Source organism: Pseudoalteromonas sp. Z9A6, from assembly GCF_011378805.1.
In the GTDB taxonomy this organism is placed as follows: Bacteria; Pseudomonadota; Gammaproteobacteria; order Enterobacterales; family Alteromonadaceae; genus Pseudoalteromonas; species Pseudoalteromonas distincta.
Genome location: NZ_WTKZ01000002.1, coordinates 77052 through 94597, shown reverse-complemented (window position 1 = coordinate 94597; position 17546 = coordinate 77052). Strand labels below are relative to the sequence as shown.

At 37.8% G+C, this 17546-nt stretch carries 15 protein-coding genes; 7 read left to right on the top strand and 8 right to left on the bottom strand.

All coding sequences use genetic code 11. The features are described from left to right. The first annotated feature begins 133 nt into the window (after positions 1–133). Genes minC through minE form a run of 3 tightly spaced genes read left to right on the top strand, consistent with a single transcriptional unit; the run spans position 134 to position 1921 of the window. Positions 134–838, top strand: coding sequence for a septum site-determining protein MinC (gene minC / locus GQR53_RS01200; protein WP_024596847.1), 705 nt, complete (start codon positions 134–136; stop codon positions 836–838). Positions 839–843: 5 nt separating this feature from the next. Further along, positions 844–1653 carry a septum site-determining protein MinD gene (gene minD / locus GQR53_RS01195; RefSeq protein ID WP_024604841.1) on the top strand — a complete coding sequence of 270 codons (810 nt, stop codon included), beginning with the start codon at positions 844–846 and terminating at the stop codon, positions 1651–1653. Position 1654: 1 nt separating this feature from the next. Continuing rightward, on the top strand, positions 1655–1921 hold the full coding sequence (gene minE / locus GQR53_RS01190) for a cell division topological specificity factor MinE (protein ID WP_165742643.1): 267 nt from the start codon (positions 1655–1657) through the stop codon (positions 1919–1921). Between the two features lie 213 nt (positions 1922–2134). Here minE and kch read toward each other — a convergent pair whose 3' ends face one another. The 4 genes from kch to GQR53_RS01170 all read right to left on the bottom strand — a co-directional run bounded on the left by kch (position 2135) and on the right by GQR53_RS01170 (position 7300). Then, complete coding sequence (gene kch / locus GQR53_RS01185) at positions 2135–3310, bottom strand: voltage-gated potassium channel protein (protein WP_165742642.1); 1176 nt, start codon at positions 3308–3310, stop codon at positions 2135–2137. Between the two features lie 188 nt (positions 3311–3498). After that, positions 3499–4629 (bottom strand): ribonuclease D, encoded by a 1131-nt coding sequence (rnd, locus tag GQR53_RS01180; RefSeq protein ID WP_165742641.1) that lies wholly within the window; start codon positions 4627–4629, stop codon positions 3499–3501. A gap of 51 nt (positions 4630–4680) precedes the next feature. Beyond that, entirely contained in the window at positions 4681–6333 is a 1653-nt protein-coding gene (gene fadD / locus GQR53_RS01175) for a long-chain-fatty-acid--CoA ligase FadD (protein ID WP_024604837.1), read from the bottom strand. 115 nt (positions 6334–6448) lie between these two features. Next, complete coding sequence (locus GQR53_RS01170) at positions 6449–7300, bottom strand: alpha/beta hydrolase (protein ID WP_024604836.1); 852 nt, start codon at positions 7298–7300, stop codon at positions 6449–6451. 411 nt (positions 7301–7711) lie between these two features. Between GQR53_RS01170 and GQR53_RS01165 the strand changes: the two genes are divergently transcribed. Next, entirely contained in the window at positions 7712–9001 is a 1290-nt protein-coding gene (locus GQR53_RS01165) for an alkaline phosphatase (RefSeq protein ID WP_165742640.1), read from the top strand. Positions 9002–9096: 95 nt separating this feature from the next. Here the strand turns inward: GQR53_RS01165 and GQR53_RS01160 are convergent, their stop codons facing one another. The 3 genes from GQR53_RS01160 to GQR53_RS01150 all read right to left on the bottom strand — a co-directional run bounded on the left by GQR53_RS01160 (position 9097) and on the right by GQR53_RS01150 (position 12122). Continuing rightward, complete coding sequence (locus tag GQR53_RS01160; protein WP_165742639.1) at positions 9097–9426, bottom strand: hypothetical protein; 330 nt, start codon at positions 9424–9426, stop codon at positions 9097–9099. A gap of 68 nt (positions 9427–9494) precedes the next feature. After that, positions 9495–10196, bottom strand: a complete 702-nt coding sequence (tsaB, locus tag GQR53_RS01155) for a tRNA (adenosine(37)-N6)-threonylcarbamoyltransferase complex dimerization subunit type 1 TsaB (protein ID WP_165742638.1) — start codon at positions 10194–10196, stop codon at positions 9495–9497. Between the two features lie 9 nt (positions 10197–10205). Then, on the bottom strand, positions 10206–12122 hold the full coding sequence (locus GQR53_RS01150) for an ATP-dependent DNA helicase (protein WP_165742637.1): 1917 nt from the start codon (positions 12120–12122) through the stop codon (positions 10206–10208). 332 nt (positions 12123–12454) lie between these two features. Between GQR53_RS01150 and GQR53_RS01145 the strand changes: the two genes are divergently transcribed. Beyond that, positions 12455–13738 (top strand): sodium:proton antiporter, encoded by a 1284-nt coding sequence (locus GQR53_RS01145; RefSeq protein ID WP_024597348.1) that lies wholly within the window; start codon positions 12455–12457, stop codon positions 13736–13738. Between the two features lie 283 nt (positions 13739–14021). Beyond that, positions 14022–15878 carry a cytochrome c/FTR1 family iron permease gene (locus GQR53_RS01140; protein WP_165742686.1) on the top strand — a complete coding sequence of 619 codons (1857 nt, stop codon included), beginning with the start codon at positions 14022–14024 and terminating at the stop codon, positions 15876–15878. A gap of 111 nt (positions 15879–15989) precedes the next feature. On the opposite strand, the gene GQR53_RS01135 is transcribed toward GQR53_RS01140, so the two are convergent. Then, positions 15990–16226 (bottom strand): hypothetical protein, encoded by a 237-nt coding sequence (locus GQR53_RS01135; protein ID WP_096794606.1) that lies wholly within the window; start codon positions 16224–16226, stop codon positions 15990–15992. Positions 16227–16645: 419 nt separating this feature from the next. On the opposite strand from GQR53_RS01135, the gene hisG reads away from it, so the two are divergent. Further along, positions 16646–17545 (top strand): ATP phosphoribosyltransferase, encoded by a 900-nt coding sequence (gene hisG / locus GQR53_RS01130; protein ID WP_007376294.1) that lies wholly within the window; start codon positions 16646–16648, stop codon positions 17543–17545. The last annotated feature ends 1 nt before the right edge of the window (position 17546 follow it).

Genomic DNA, 17546 nt, shown 5'->3' with positions numbered 1-17546 from the left:
TAACAATGCCGCACACTATAACATGAGAGTAATAATAAGTTAGAAAAATTAGATTAGAAATTTCAATAAAGGCCCTATTCAGCCTACGTTTATCTAAAATTAATTTCTAATCAGACAAATCAATTGAGCGTGTATGTCGGACCAAATTTTTGAGTTAAAAGGGAATCTTTTTACGTTATCAGTTTTGCATCTTTATAGTACTGATATAAACCTTTTAGCAGAACAACTGTATGTAAAAATAGCCCAGGCCCCTAAGTTTTTTGAGGGTGCGCCTATTGTCGTTAATTTAATAGAAATTAAAAACAGTTCACTTGATTTTGTTCACTTAAAATCATTAATCGAGCGAATGAGTTTTAATGCGGTTGGTGTGTGTAATGGCTCAGATGAGCAACATACTCAAGCAAAGGCTGCTGGCTTATCTGTTTTAAATTATTCACAAGACGTTAAGAGCGAACCTGTTAAACAAGAGCCCAATACATCGATTGTAGAAAAAACGGTGCATTTACCAGCGCAAATTATCAGCGGTACAGTTCGCTCTGGACAACAAGTTTATGCAAAAGATAGAGATTTGATAGTACTTGGCGCAGTTAGCCATGGTGCGGAGGTCATTGCCGATGGGAATGTGCATATTTATGGCACGCTACGCGGTCGCGCTATTGCTGGCGCAAAAGGTTTTAAAGAAGCACACATTTTTTGCCAAAAACTTGAAGCCGAGCTGGTTTCAATAGATGGTAATTACTGGATCAGTGATTCGCTACAAGGTGAACATTGGGGAAATGCAGTGCAAATACAACAAAAAGACGAATCATTAGAAATTTCAGCTTTGGTTAAAGGATAAATCTCATGGCAAAAGTAATTGTCGTTACCTCAGGTAAAGGCGGTGTTGGTAAAACAACATCAAGTGCTGCAATTGGCACAGGCTTAGCGTTAAAAGGCTATAAAACAGTTATTATCGACTTTGATATTGGTTTACGTAACTTAGATTTAATTATGGGTTGTGAACGCCGCGTTGTTTATGACTTTGTAAATGTAATTAATGGTGAGGCAAACCTTAACCAAGCGCTTATTAAAGATAAACGTGTAGATAAATTATTTTTACTACCTGCTTCACAAACTCGTGATAAAGATGCTTTAACACGTGAAGGTGTTGAACGCGTACTAAATGAACTAAAAGAAGACTTTGATTACATAGTATGTGATTCACCAGCAGGTATTGAAGCTGGCGCTATGATGGCGATGTACTTTGCTGATGAAGCAATTGTAACAACAAACCCAGAAGTGTCGTCAGTTCGAGATTCAGATCGTATTTTAGGTATTTTACACAGCAAATCAAAACGTGCTGAAGAAGGCCTAGAAAATATTAAAGAACACTTACTATTAACACGCTATAACCCTGGTCGTGTTGAAAAAGGTGAAATGCTATCGGTAGAAGATGTGCAAGATATTCTGTCAATCCCATTATTAGGGGTTATTCCTGAATCGCAAGCGGTATTAAGTGCTTCAAACTCAGGCCAACCTGTTATATTGGATACAGAATCTGATGCAGGCCAAGCTTATGCAGATGCGATTAGCCGCTTACTAGGTGAGACTGTCGACTTTCGCTTCTTAGATGTAGAGAAAAAAGGTTTATTCAAACGGATATTTGGAGGTTAACGTGTCTTTACTTGACTACTTCCGCTCAGAAAAGAAAAACAGTGCGTCATTAGCAAAAGAGCGATTGCAGATCATAGTCGCGCACGAACGTTCTCAACGAGGAACGCCTGATTACTTACCACAATTAAAACAAGATATTTTAGATGTGATCCGTAAATACGTTAACGTGAACAGTGACGCAGTCCAAGTTCAATTTGATCAGAACGAAGATGACTTAGCTGTGCTTGAGCTAAACGTAACCTTACCTGACGAAGAGCCAAAAGTATAAGGCAGTAATTAAGCATTAAATTACTGCTCGCAAAAAAGCCGTTCATTAAAGTGAACGGCTTTTTTATGTTTAACAATTTTACTTTTTAGCTTCACCCTAAAATTAAAATAAGAGAGTTATTTAAGCTCTTATATTTCAACTTGAAGTTAACTAGTTTAGTTAACACTTAAGGTTATTATATAAATAGTTAAGCATTGCCGTAATTAGCCGAGCTTATTCTGCATCACCAAAGAACAATTTAGTGATCAATTTATTATCAATAGTCTCACCCTTTAGCGTTCTCACTAGCAGCTCACTACCGAGTAGTTGCAATGAAAATACCACGTCAGGTTTTACGCGCTTAATTTGCGGAATATGTTTACTTGAATTAACCAAAGCAATTGTTTTGGTGTCCTCGCCAGCAACTTCTTTAGCCGCTAAAATACTAAACGCATTTTCAGCATCATCATTACGTAACGCTAAAATATAATTTGCCTTTTTAGCGCCCGCTTCGATTAAGATATCGGCTGAGCTTGAGTCGCCATAAACAATGTCTGCATCTACCGGATATTCGTGTTCAGACCCAGTTGGGCACACTAAAGTAACTGCATCGCCACGCTCTACCAAACCGGCATAAACACTGTGTGCGGTGGGTGAAATACCTAAAATAATAAAATGATTTTTTCTCATTACGTTCGAAATCCTACCTTTAACAATTTTTTTAAGATTACCACCAATCACAGGGCCTATAATAGCACTGATCGAAGTAGCAAAAACGGTAATACCCATAACAATAATTGATGCGGTAAATAATCGCGCTGTAGACGTTACAGGGTAAAGATCGCCATAGCCTACCGTCGACATGCTCACAATAGAAAAGTAAAATGCAGTGGGTAAATCGGTGATAGGGGTACTAAACTCGCTGCCTAAATACAAAGTGCCAAACACAGCATAAAGCATTAATGCGCCTGTACTGGTTAGAGCAAACAAACTACCTGCGGTAATACTAGAGCCATCAAAGCTTTTCCAGTATACGAGTAGTAACATGCTCACAACCATAGTGTAAGACAATAATATTAGCCCAGAGCTTGACGATGAAATACTAATAACCGCGACCACTATTAATAGTATCAGTGAAAAAGCCCACGCTAAACGTGCTTTTAAAGCTAAGCCAACCGACATTATTATTAAGCCTGCACCTAAAATAAAGCGCGGTAGTTCTGTTATTCCTATTTTATCAATTAAATTTAACCAATCGAGCGACCAGTTTGATACACCCGGTAGCATTTCGAGCATACGTGCAACAACAGGTTTAATTAGCCAGTAACCATTAAAAGCAACCAAAATAGCTAGTATCCAAGCTGGTTTACATAGTTCTAATAGTTTACGTTTTATTGTTTCAACTTTCATAAAAAGCACTTTAATAACAGTGGTATATAAAAAACACCACTAAATGAATAGCAAATAAATTAATAAAGCTATTATAACTGCCTCCCAATAATAGGTGCACTTATAATAGCTTAGTATTTATACCTGTTAGCTCAATACACTATTAAGTAAGTTATCTATGTAAGCTAACCTTAGAGACTTAAATACGATCAAACATCCCATTCTTTTAAAGCGTCTTTAACATAGTTATAGCGCCAAGAGCTTAATAAATCAGGCTTAATATGGCTTTGTTTTTGCTCATTAGTTAACTTCCAATTCCAACTAATCAATTGATTAATTTGCTTTTTAGAGGCCATAACGTCTTCTGGTATATTGTGCTCTTTAGCGACTTTAGTGATCTTTTGTTTAATATCTTTGGCTACTTTTTTATAAGTAGGAAAATCAATTAAGCGCTTAAGTACTTCAGGATGCTCAGCATCTGGTACTGCTTTGGCAACTTCAATACACTTGATTATATCTACACCAGAGCGATTAACTTCAATAGCTTCAACTCCTGGAATTTGACGTAGAGCATTTAAACTTGAAGGACCACGTTTGGCAATTTCAGTCATGTTATGTTCTTTTAACACAAAATTTAGCGCTAAATTTTTCTTAATGGCTTTGTTTCTGCGCCATACAGCAAGTTCTTTTAAAACCGCAAGTTCGTGCGGTTTGAGTTGCCATGCATTTTTAATATCTTTATATAAAAGCTCGTCTGGTGTTTGAAACGCACGTTTTTTAGCTATCAGCTCACTCTCGTTTATTACAATGTCAAAGAACCCAGCGGCATTAATACGCTCTATAATCAGCTCGAAACACGGCAATAAGTAAAAAGTATCTGCAGCAGCATAATCTAACTGTTTTTTAGTTAACGGACGTTGCAGCCAGTTAGTGCGTGACTCACTTTTATCTATTTCAATACCTTGCAACTCTTTTACCATAAGGGCAAAGCCCATACAGTTACCTTCCCCAAGTAACTGCAACGCAAATTGTGTATCAAAAAGTGGGGATGGAACAAAGCCTGCGTATTTTTGAAAAACCTCAATATCTTCTGAAGGAGAATGCAGTACTTTTAAAACACTAGGATCTTTTAGTATTTCCCAAAAATCGAATAATGAGAGCTCAGCTAACGGATCGATAAGCGCTAAATGCTCACCATCAAAAACTTGGATAAGTGCAACTTCTGGATACAAAGTGCGACGACGCATAAACTCAGTATCAATAGCTAAAATAGGCTTATTTTTTATTTGTTCAACAAAAGTGTTCAGTTGATTTTGGGTTTCGATCAATTGGTATTGCACTTAATCTCCTACAATAAAAAAGCCGACATATGTCGGCTTTTTTATAGGTTGCTAATCTTTCAAGGCTCTTCGGAGTATTTTACCTACGTTAGTTTTAGGTAACTCATCCCTAAACTCTACCAGTTTTGGGACCTTATAATTAGTTAAATTATCACGACAGTGACTTATTATATCTTTTTCAGTTAAAGAAGGGTCTTTTTTAACAACAAAAACTTTAACTTGTTCACCACTTACATCGTGAGGAATACCAATAGCAGCAACTTCAAGCACACCTTCGTGCATAGCCACTACCTCTTCTATCTCATTAGGGAAAACATTAAAGCCAGATACAATAATCATATCTTTTTTACGATCGACTATATAAAAGAAACCTTCGTCGTCATAAGTTGCTATGTCACCGGTAGCAAACCAGCCATCTTGTAAGCTCTCAGCGGTTGCATCTGGGCGTTTGTAGTAACCAAGCATAACTTGCGGGCCTTTAACCCAAAGCTCTCCTGGTTCACCTTTTGCTGCTTCTTGGCCATTATCAAGAATTAATTTGATTTCGGTACTTGGAGCCGGTAAACCAATTGAGCCATTATATGCCGTTAAGTCATAAGGACTAACGGTAACTAAAGGAGAACACTCGGTTAAACCATACCCTTCCATTAATTTAGATTTTGTAACTGTTTGCCATTTTTCAGCAACTGGGCGTTGTACAGCCATACCGCCACCAAGTGACATTTTTAAATGACTGAAATCAAGTTCGGCAAATCCTGGCGTGTTTAACAAACCATTAAATAAAGTGTTTACACCCGTAATAGCAGTAAATTTAGCTTTACTTAATTCTTTAATAAAACCAGGCATGTCGCGTGGGTTAGTTATAAGTACATTTAATCCGCCGTACTTCATAAATGTTAAGCAGTTAGCCGTTAATGCAAAAATATGGTAAAGCGGTAACGCAGTTATTACCACTTCTTTACCGCGCTCAAGCACTGGGTCTAAACATCCTGAAACTTGCTCAAGATTACCTACCATATTACCGTGGCTTAACATTGCGCCTTTAGATACACCCGTTGTTCCGCCGGTATATTGTAAAAAAGCTAAATCACTTAAGTTAACCTCTGGGCGTACATAGGCATTTTCGTCGGCTTTAAGTAAGTCGCAAAAATCTATGGTATTTGGCAAAGTGTAGCTTGGCACCATCTTTTTAATGTACTTAACAACAAAGTTTACAACATGCTTTTTAATGCCACCCATCATGTCACCTACTTGGGTAACAACAATATGTTTAACATCGGTATGCGGTAGCGCTTTTTCGAGTGTATCGGCAAAGTTAGCCAATATAAAAATTGCTGAAGTATCAGAATCTTTAAGTTGGTGCTCAAGTTCACGCACTGTGTAGAGTGGGTTTACATTAACAACAACACAGCCTGCACGTAAAATACCTAAAATAGCAATAGGCGTTTGTAACAAATTAGGCATCATAACTGCCACTTTGTCACATTTTTTAAGGCCTAAATCATTTTGAATATAAGACGCAACTTTTTTAGTTGCAGTATCAATTTCATCATAAGACAAGGTTTTACCCATATTTGTAAATGCGGGTAAATCTTTGTAGTCGGTAAAACTTTTTTCAAACACTTCGAGTAATGAGGCATAGTGCTCAGGATCGATAGTTTCAGGCATACCTTCTGGGTAGCGCTTAAGCCAAATTTTTTCCACTCTTAGCCCCTGTTTATAGTTATATTTTTATTAACCTTAATCTAAGTAAGGCGCTTTAACAATTGAGCAAATACTCTAATGGAGGAATAATCCCACATTTTACGTAAACTTACAATTAACATGCACCATTTTGCAGCATAAAGTCTTGAATATGCTTAAAACAGTGTTCACTACTTTGCATATGACAGTGGTGCCCACCATCTACATTAATTACCTTTAAGCTATTGTAATAACTAATATACTTTGCCAGATTTTGTTTTACAAACGAATAACCTTCGCTACCTAAAATTAATTGACACGGTGCAATTAAATCTTTTATTGCACCAATACATTGCGCCTCATCAAACCTAAAACCTGAGTGATTTTTAAGCTTTGGATCAGTTGTTAATGTATAACCATCTAAAACCGATTTTATATTTCGCTGCATTAAAAGAGCAATAAGCTCACTATTCAAATCAGTTGTTTGAGCACGTGCTTCATAAATAAGCTCTTTCGATTTATAAACTCTCTGCTTCTTATTTTTTAAACGCGCTCTATTTAATACTGCACTTTTTAGCTGTTCACATACACCTTCGCTAGGAGTCGTAACACACCCAATCCCCTCAATAAAGGTAACAGATTTTACATAATCACCAAAGCAACTAGCAAAAAGCCCTGCAACCATGGCTCCCATCGAATGTCCAACTAAATGAACTTTTTTAACACCAAGCGCATTAATAAGTTGGTACACATCATCAATATAATCAACAAAATAATAATGTGCATCATCACTTCGCCTAGATGATAAACCATGCCCCACAAAATCAATACAGTACCAAGTGTGCTTTGGCTTAGCTTTACTTAACATTGGTATAAAACTGTGGCAGTTATCTAACCAACCATGCAACGCTATTACTATTTCATCCCCAGAACCTACTTTTAAGCCATGAATATTCAAGTTATTGGTTTTAATATTAAATGGCTGCACGGCAAGTCCTTTATTAATTTAGGGCATCATTATTTATAGCATACAAGTTGTCAGACCACTAACCGAGAAAATGGTGCAAAATTCGCTATTTAATTATCTTGATGATCTAAAGAAAGCAAAAAATATAAAATAAAATTTAAACAATATCATAAGTTTAATTACAAAAAAAATAAGCTGATCTTTTTAAATATGTTTGCTTTGTATACCTTTTAAACAATTAAAAGGTGATAGCATTATATGTAGTTAAGCTATAACCAGTATAGTTTAAATAAATAGAACTAACAGCGTTAACTACAATTCTATTCATATAACCCCAAATTATAAATATCTTAGATATTCATTTATTTATCATACTATCTGTATACAATATCAGCGGCTATTAAATAAGGTACACTCATAAGGTACACAACCATGAAAAAACAGATCAGCTTATTAGCGCTTTTATGCACCGCTTCTGGTGCTTACGCAGAATCAGCACCTAAAAATGTAATTTATATGATTGGTGACGGCATGGGTCCGGCTTACACCACGGCTTATCGCTATTTTAAAGATGACCCTGCAACAAAAGAAGTAGAAGGCACGGTTTTTGACACTATTTTAAAGGGTATGGCTCGTACCTACCCTGATGACCATACTTATGTGACAGACAGCGCAGCAGGTGCTACAGCACTCAGTAGCGGTCATAAAAGTTACAATGGCGCAATTGCAGTAGATACAGACAAAAAGTCAGTTAAAACCATGCTTGAAATAGCAAAAGAGCGCGGTATGACAACAGCGCTTGTAGCAACTTCACAAATTAACCACGCTACTCCAGCAAGTTTTGCGGCGCATAATGAATCACGTAATAATTATAATGACATTGCCAATGACTACATCGACAATAAAATTGCGGGTAAATTACCGGTTGATTTAATGCTTGGTGGCGGTACTAAATACTTTATTCGTGATGACCGTAATTTAGTTGATGAATTTAAAGCCGCTGGTTATCAATATGGCGACGACATTAAAAACCTAGGGCAAATTACACAAATACCTGCAATTGGTTTATACGCATCTAAAGGCTTACCTTTTGCATTAGATGAAAACCCAACTCGTCTTACTCAGTTAACGTCTAAAGCACTTGGTTTATTAGATAATCAAAACAAAGAAGGCTTTTTTGTGATGATTGAAGGCAGCCAAATTGATTGGTGTGGTCACTCTAACGATATTGCCTGTGCAATGGCTGAGATGGATGATTTTGCTAAATCAATCGAAAAAGCAAAAGCCTATGTAGATAAAAACGAAGATACTATTTTAGTTATTACTGCAGATCACTCTACAGGAGGGTTAACCCTTGGCGCACATGGTCAGTACAAATGGGAAACTGATGTAGTAAAAGGTGTTAAAGCAACTGCTGGTAAACTAACTCAACTTTTACTGGATTCTGATGATTTAAAACCAGTATGGACTGCTAACACCAATATTGAATTTACAACTGAAAACCAAATAAAACTTGAGCAAGCTAAAAAAATGGGTGAAAAAGCGCTTAATTTAGCTGTTAAAAGTATTATTAGCGATGCAAGCTTTACTGGCTGGACAACAGGCGGACATACCGCTGTAGACGTGCAGGTATTTGTCTATGGTAAAGGCAGTGAGCAATTTATTGGTTCACAAAATAATACTGATATAGCAGATAAGCTGATTGGCTTTATTAAACAGTAAGCTTTACGTGGATTTGAACACAAAAAGCCCGAACAAATGTTCGGGCTTTTTATTAAATTTTATAGCTGAATTTATCTAAAGCGATTAAATAAGCATTAAGCGTATATATCAACGCCTATTAAATTTTGTACTTCTGCTCTGCGTTCTAAATTGGCAAATTCAGTATAAGTAGAAATCGCTTTGCTTACTTGAGCTGTTGGTTGGTCGTAAATTGTTTGGCTGTATTCATTGCTTTTAGCACTGCTTTTAAACAGCTGATTAGCCAGTTCAACACCCTCAATACTGCTTTTTACGTAATCGGTATTTGTTTTTTTAGCAGCCGGTTGGTCTAATAAACTCTGTGGTTTATTAGTAACAACTTTAATAGAGCTAACCCTACCCGGAATATCTCCGGTAAAAAAACCTGAACCAATAGGCAGCGTCATTACGCGTCTCCAACCTTAATAATGCATAAAATTATGATTTAAAAACAACCAATTTGCAAATAATATGATTACTCACGTCCTGGTAGCTTTTTCCACGTTACCGTATCGCGCACATATTTAGGTTGAGCGTCACTCGCTTTTACAACGTCACCCGCTAAAAACGCGGCTTCAACATGCGCTAACATATAACGTGCATCAGGCAATGTAATATCAGTATTAATTGTCACGTTTTCAAAGTCATTAAGCGCATCAGGATAGGTTTTAAAACCTGTGCCCACTGCTACAGATGGCTCAGTGGTTGCTATATACTCATTGTTTAGTAAATCAGGTTTTATAACGCATTCTTGGTTAACTAAAAGCATTAGATTATTTTGCGCTTGGTAATGTGCAAAGTATATCTCACCCATACGCGCATCTATACTTGGATAAACACTCAGGCTGCGATTTTGTTCAAACGTTTGTTGAGCCATAGTTGCCAGTGTAGACACACCAACAAGCGGCAAATTAGTTGAATACGCTAAACCTTGCGCTATAGCAACACTAATACGTACACCGGTGAAACTACCTGGCCCTTGGCCAAAACCGATTACGTCTAAATCTTTTAATTTACAGTTTGCTTTAGTTAACAGTTCATCCACAAGTGGAAGTATTTTTTGGCTGTGCTGCTGCGGACACTCTTCAAAATGATGAAACGTTTGGCCCTGGTAATGTAAGACAATTGAAAGTGCTTCAGTTGAAGCATCAAGGGCGAGGATATTACTTTTGATCATTTTAGTACTCTAATTAATTTGTTTTAAAAATGTATTGGCATCTTCTAAGCTTCGCGTGCGGCGCATCGGTGGTAAGCTTTTCAAAAATACTTGGCCATATTGGCGCGTAACTAAGCGATTATCGCATATTACAAGTACGCCTTTGTCTTTACTATCTCGAATTAAACGCCCTACACCTTGCTTTAGCGCAATAACAGCCTGCGGTAATTGTATGTGTGAAAAAGGGTCTTTTCCCTGCATTTGGCAATCTTGCATTTTAGCTTGTAGCAATGGATCGTCAGGGGCTGCAAATGGCAATTTGTCTATAATAACACAGCTTAATGTACTGCCGCGTACATCAACGCCTTCCCAAAAAGAAGCCGTGCCGAGTAATACCGCATTACCATGGCGAGTAAATTTCTCTAAAATTATACGCTTAGACATTTGCCCTTGCATATAAACTGGGTAGTCTATTTGTGTAGTTAGCCCTTCGGCCACTAAGTGCATCATTCGATAGCTAGTAAATAACACAAAACAACGCCCTTGTGCCGATTTTATAAGCTCAAGCGTTAGTTTTACAATCGCATGCGGCATATTATCAGCATGCGATTCGGGTAAGTAGCGAGGTAAACACAGCAGCGCCTGATTAGGGTAATCAAATGGGCTATCTACCATCATACTTTGTTTTGGTTTCAAACCTAGGCTTGCATTAAAATGCTCTAGTTTGTTATCAACCGAAAGTGTTGCAGAAGTGAATACAAAGCCTGCGCCCGTGTCTTGCATCATTTGAGCAAACTTAGCTGATACATTCAATGGCGTTATATTAATTGTTAAATAACGGCGCGTTGTTTCATACCAATAACTAAAGCCGGTTTGGGCTGTATCAAAAACCCGCTCTAACTGCCCTTTAAACGCAAGTGCACGTTCAAATGGATGCTCAATTTTGTCGCTTCTATCTAGGCAAAGCTTGAGTACTTGATAAACAAAATCTAAATCACTGATCACACGATGGAGCGCCGCGCAAATTTGTTTATCGCTTAGTTTTTCTCGCCAATCGCCACGGCTGCCATCAACACCAAATTGTAATCGTAAATCAGCAACGCTTGTCTCAAGCTTGTTTAAGCTTTTACCAAGTTGCAGCATATCGGGAATTTCAGCTCTATAAATAGCACGTAAATCATTAATTAAATCTACCAACTTTTTAGTGCTTAAACTTTCACCAAAGTAATCACTAGCAATTTCGCTTAACTGATGGGCTTCATCAAATATATATGCGTCGGCTTTTGGCATAAGTTCAGCAAAGCCACTTTCTTTTACAGCCATATCAGCAAAAAACAAGTGGTGATTAATAACAACCACATCAGCATCGGCCGCAGTTAAACGTGCTTTGCGTATATAACAGCTTTGAAAATCTGGACACTCTTTGCCTAAACAATTATCGGCTGTTGAATTTACATAAGGCAGTACTTTGGCATCATCTTCTATACCTATGCAATCGGCTAAATCGCCCGATTGTGTTTCGCTTGCAAACTTAGCTACCATAGCTAGTTGATGCATTACGTCAGAGTCGTCAGTAGGTACATGTGCAACATGTTGATTAAGTCGGTAGGTGCATAGGTAATTGGCGCGCCCTTTTAATAAGGCGGTTTTTTTTGAAGCACTTAAAGCTTTAACTAGTTGCGGTAAATCTCGGTGATAAAGCTGCTCTTGTAGAGCTTTAGAACCTGTTGATATTATCGTGCGCCCTTTTGACTTAAGTGCAGGGGCTAAATATGCAAATGTTTTACCCGTACCCGTGCCTGCTTCAACAACTAATTGCGAACTGTTTTTTAATGCATCCGCAACAGCTATTGCCATATCAATTTGTGGTTGGCGAGGCATATACCCATCTAAAGATAACGCTAAAGGCCCGGTTGCACTAAACAGCTGTTTGATAATACCAATCACTTTAAAATAAATAATAGCGGGATTTTACGTAAGCAAAGCATTAAGGGCAAGTAATTACAAAACCCACTTTTACTTTACGAATTAATACGCACTTTAAATAGTGAAATTAATCATTCGATTTTACAATACACTGTGTATTTATAACGTACATTTAATTTAATAATGACAATATTTACAAAGCCTAATTTCCTATTAACTCTTACTAAAAATAATCCGTATTAAAAGCTATATTTAGGCATAAAAACTGTGACTCTGAAATATTACAGGAGTACCATACGCGGGTTTATAATCCTCTTTTTCGTGTGTCGTTAAAAAAATAGTAAGGTTAGCCAATGAATGCTTGGTATCTCATTTGTTTTCTCTCTGCCATTGCAATTTTTATTGCTTTTGCAAACCAATATATCCTCAAAATGCAAACTACAATTGCCATTACTACAGGCTCAGTTGTTATTTCTTTATTATTGATTATTGCCGTTAAATTATTAGGCGATCAAAATGCGTTAGCCATGACCCAAATTGTTTCCAGTATTAACTTTAACGAGTTATTACTCAAAGGTATGCTCGGATTTTTACTTTATGCTGGCGCATTGGAAATTAACCTTATGGCGCTTCGTAAACAGCGCTGGGAAATAACCGCACTAGTGCTATTTTCTACTATTGCTTCCACTTTTATAGTCGGTTATTTAAGTTTTTATCTGTTTGCCTTATTTGGCTTTGATGTACCGTTTATATACTGTTTATTATTTGGCGCGCTTATTAGCCCAACCGATCCTATTGCCGTACTTGCTATTATTAAACAAATGCGAGCGCCAGAAGGAATCTCAGTTCAAGTAGAAGGTGAGTCGCTATTTAACGACGGTATTGGTTTAGTAATATTTACGACCATTTTTTCGGTTGCTTTTTATGGCACCGATGCACAATTTGGCGATATAGCAGAACTCTTTTTTGTAGACGCCCTAGGCGGCATTGCGTTTGGTTTGGTTATCGCTTTGGTTGGCCACTTTTTAATTATTAACAGCCGCGATGTAAACATTCGCTTATTGATAACCTTAACTATTCCTACCGCAGGTTTTGCTGCTGCAAATATTTGGGAAATATCAGGCGCACTTGCCATGGTAACGAGCGGCATATTAATGGGTAACATTACTCGTACTAAAGCAACTGAGCGCACGGGGCCTGAAGACACTCGTTACGTAAAAGATTTTTGGCATGCAACCGATAGCTTTTTAAATGCCCTACTGTTTTTAATAATAGGTATGCTAATAGTGACGATGCCAATCACGCTTGGTGAAATTGGCTTAGGCTTACTAATGGTACCTGCAGTATTACTAGCACGCTTTATTAGTGTAGGCGCACCCTTTGTTATCTTTAAACGCTTTAGAAGTTACGATAAACACAGTGTTAAAATTTTAACCTGGGGTGGGCTACGCGGTGGTCTTGCACTGGCAATGGCGGCAGCAATCCCACGCGAGCAAGTTTTTGTAGGCGGCTCTGACCTACATAACCTAATCGTTATTGTTACCTACGTTGTGGTTATATTTTCTATTATTGTACAAGGCTTAACTATTTCGCCGCTTATTCAAAGCAGCATTAAGTCAGCTGAGCAAGCAAAGTAATAAATGCTTTGTGAGCAATCAACTCAGTAACCAAGTTATTATATAAATCACTTGGTTACTGTTACTCACATGTTACAAAAACACTTTAAAGTTCTATAAATTGTTATCCTTTTTATTTATCTTCTTTGTTTAAATTAATCCGCTTGAAATGCAAATGAAAACAATTATAATTTTGGCTTTTCCTCTGTAGGGCTTTTCAATGTCCAAAAATAATTCTCACGTGTTTTTAAATTTGGTATCTATGGGCAAACGACAATTTCATTGTTTTTTTGTGCTTTTTATAATGGCTATGGCAAGCTTTAATGTGTCGGCCTCACCTAATGAGCAAACAAAAATAAAACAAATTGCACAGCTTGCAGAGTATATAGGTGTAGATTACGTGGCAGCTGTTGGAAATGGTGAAATACTAGACCCCGACGAATATCAAGAAATGACTGAATTTTCGCACGTTATTATTGAGCAAGCTGGACAGCTATCAAGCCAAACCAATGAGTTTGATACAGTAAAGGCACAAGCTAAAGCACTGCATACAGCGATTGCTAATAAAGCGAGTGTTGCCGATGTACGTGCAGCAAGCTCAGCGCTTCGTGAGTCGCTGCTTACCTTTATGCCACAACTATCGTTACCTACATCGCTGCTTCCGGTTGAGCAAACTAAAGCACTTTTTGCTACTAACTGCTCAATGTGTCACGGCCAAAGTGGTCAAGGCGACGGCCCGCTTGCAAAAGATTTATCGCCAGAACCTACCAACTTTACCGACGAAGAACGTGCAACTAACCGCTCATTAATGGGGTTGTTTGACGCTGTAAGTAACGGCATTGACGACACACCTATGGTTGCTTTTACCCAATTTAATGAACAACAACGATGGTCTTTAGCTTTCTATGTAGGTAGCTTGGCATTTAAAGATGTTCAAAAACCACAAAATGTAGAACAAAACATTACCGCTTCGCAGATTGTAAACCTAAACCCTGCACAATTATCGGCAGGTCAAAGTGAAGCACAAGCACATTACGTTAAATGGCTTCGTGGTAATCCAGAGCAATTATTTAGCGCTAACAAAAATCCGATAACAGTTACTCGCACGCAATTACTTGCAGCGCAAGCCGCGCATGCTAAAGGCAATTACTCACAAGCAAGTGATTTAGCAATTAGCGCATACTTAGATGGCTTTGAGCTTGTTGAAAACAACTTAAATGCCTACGACGAAACACTGCGTAAAAACATCGAAGTACAGCTGATGAACCTGCGCCAAACATTCAAAAACGAAAAAGATACAGCCGTCGTTGCCGAAAAAGTAAGTGCGGCACTAACACAACTAGCTAAAGCAGATAGCATGCTAAACGAAACCAAGCTAACTGATGGCGCTCTACTTTCAGCGAGTTTAATAATATTACTGCGAGAAGGCTTAGAGGCACTCTTAGTTATTATTGCCCTTATGACTGTGCTTATTAAAACGAAACGTCAAGATGCGCTTAAATACGTACATATTGGCTGGGTAACAGCACTTATTGCCGGTGGCTTAACATGGGCTGCTGCGCAAACATTAATAGAAATAAGTGGTGCAAGTCGCGAAGTTATGGAAGGTGCTGGCGCATTGTTTGCCGCTGTAATTTTACTGTATGTTGGCGTATGGATGCACAGTAAAACAAGTGCTCAACAATGGCAAAAATATATAAAAGACAATATAGATAAGCGTCTTGAGTCGGGGACACTTTGGGGATTAGCGGGGCTTTCTTTTATTGCCGTATACCGTGAAGTATTCGAAACCGTATTGTTTTATCAGTCTTTATTAACGCAAAGCTCGCCTGCTCAATATTCATCTATTGCATCGGGTTTTGCGATAGCTGTAGCAATACTGGCTATTATTACGTGGGTATTAATTAAGTACTCAATTAAATTACCGGTTGCTAAGTTTTTTGCAATTACCACTTACCTATTATTTGCACTCTCGTTTGTGCTTATGGGCAAAGCCGTTATTGCATTACAAGAGGCCGATATAATAGGTATTGCCCCGCTACCAATGAGCTTGGAAATAGCATGGCTTGGTATTAAGTCAACATGGCAAGGTATTGTAGCTCAGGTATGTGTGTTCGCTATATTTAGCTTTTATATATTTAAAAGCAAAAACCAAGAGTAATGCCAATCTGCTTAAGAGTTTAAGCTAATTGGCATAAGCAAAATACATAGTAAAAAGGCCCGCAAGGGCCTTTTTAGTTAATTGCTTATGTATTTAGTAAAGCTGGTATTTTCAAGCCCATGTATCTAAATGGGGGTTTTCGTCATCGTCTACGTTAGACTTTTTTTTACTACTTTGATCATCAAGCATATTGAGCTTTTTCTTTTTCTGTAACTCACGCCTTTTTTTATTCTCTAGTTCAACTTTTTCAGTAGCCGATCCACTTTGCACACCCGCAATATGGAAAGCGCCTTTTGACTCAACTTCTAGCCTGGTGATTCTTCCTAAATAAGGGATCATGATATCCATACGTACTTCCTTATTTAACTGTTTGATTATCAAAATGCTAAATTTGAATGATAAACAAACAATTATTCGCTAAAATTGCGCTTATTATCTTAATATTATCGACAGTTATAACATATGCTTTAATTAAGCTAAAAAAAACTTGCCATAATATCGCTGTTTATGTTTTTATGAATGCGAAATTTATTTAAACAGATAACAACTGCACGTTAACAAAGCAACGGGCAGTTATATAGGATAAAAAATGCGCTTAAACCTGACAACAGTACATCATCACCACCATTCACCGGAATAACCTGTCAGGTCTTTCGCTGAGAGGTTATTCCTAAAAGGAACCTCTGGCGATTCAAATAACATTGATTCATTTTCGCCCTGAGGTTCCCCTCGGGGTTTTTAGTTTTTAAATTAAAGGAAAATGAATAATGAACAACAGTAATCGTCTACGTATCGCCATCCAAAAAGGCGGCCGCCTATCTAAAGATTGTCAAGATCTGTTAAAACAGTTAGGTGTTAAACTTAACCTTCGTGAACAACGCTTAATTGCACACTCAACTAATATGCCAATTGACGTACTACGTGTGCGCGATGACGATATTCCGGGTTTAGTAATGGACGGTGTATGTGACTTAGGTATTGTTGGCGAAAACGTACTAGTAGAAGTTCAAGCAGAACGTGAACGCCAAGGTGTTCCAAGCGAAGTAAACAAACTTTCAAAACTAGATTTTGGTTACTGTCGTCTTGCACTTGCATGGCCACAAGAGCTAGGCGCTCGCGATAAAAGCTGGTTTGAAGGCAAACGTATTGCAACTACCTACCCAGAAATTTTAACTCAGTGGTTAAAGCGCGAAGGCATTAACGCAAGTACAGTAATGCTTACTGGCTCTGTTGAAGTAGCACCACGTGCAGGTTTATCTGATGCAATTTGTGATTTGGTATCTACTGGCGCAACACTTGAAGCTAACGGCTTAATTCAAGGTGATACAATTTTAGAATCAAACGCATGTTTAATTCAAAATAAAGATCTGCAAGACGCTGACAAACTAGCACTAATCAATAAGCTTATGCCGCGCCTACGTGGTGTTAGACAAGCTAAAGAAAGCAAATACATCATGCTACACGCACCAAAAAATAAACTTGATGAAATTTGTGAAATTTTACCTGGTTCTGGTCAACCGACTCTACTTGCCCTTGCGGGTAATGAAGAATACGTAGCACTTCACATGGTAAGCAGCGAAACATTATTTTGGGAAACAATGGAGCAGTTAAAGGCCCTAGGCGCTAACTCTATTTTAGTTATGCCAATTGAAAAAATGATGGAGTAAG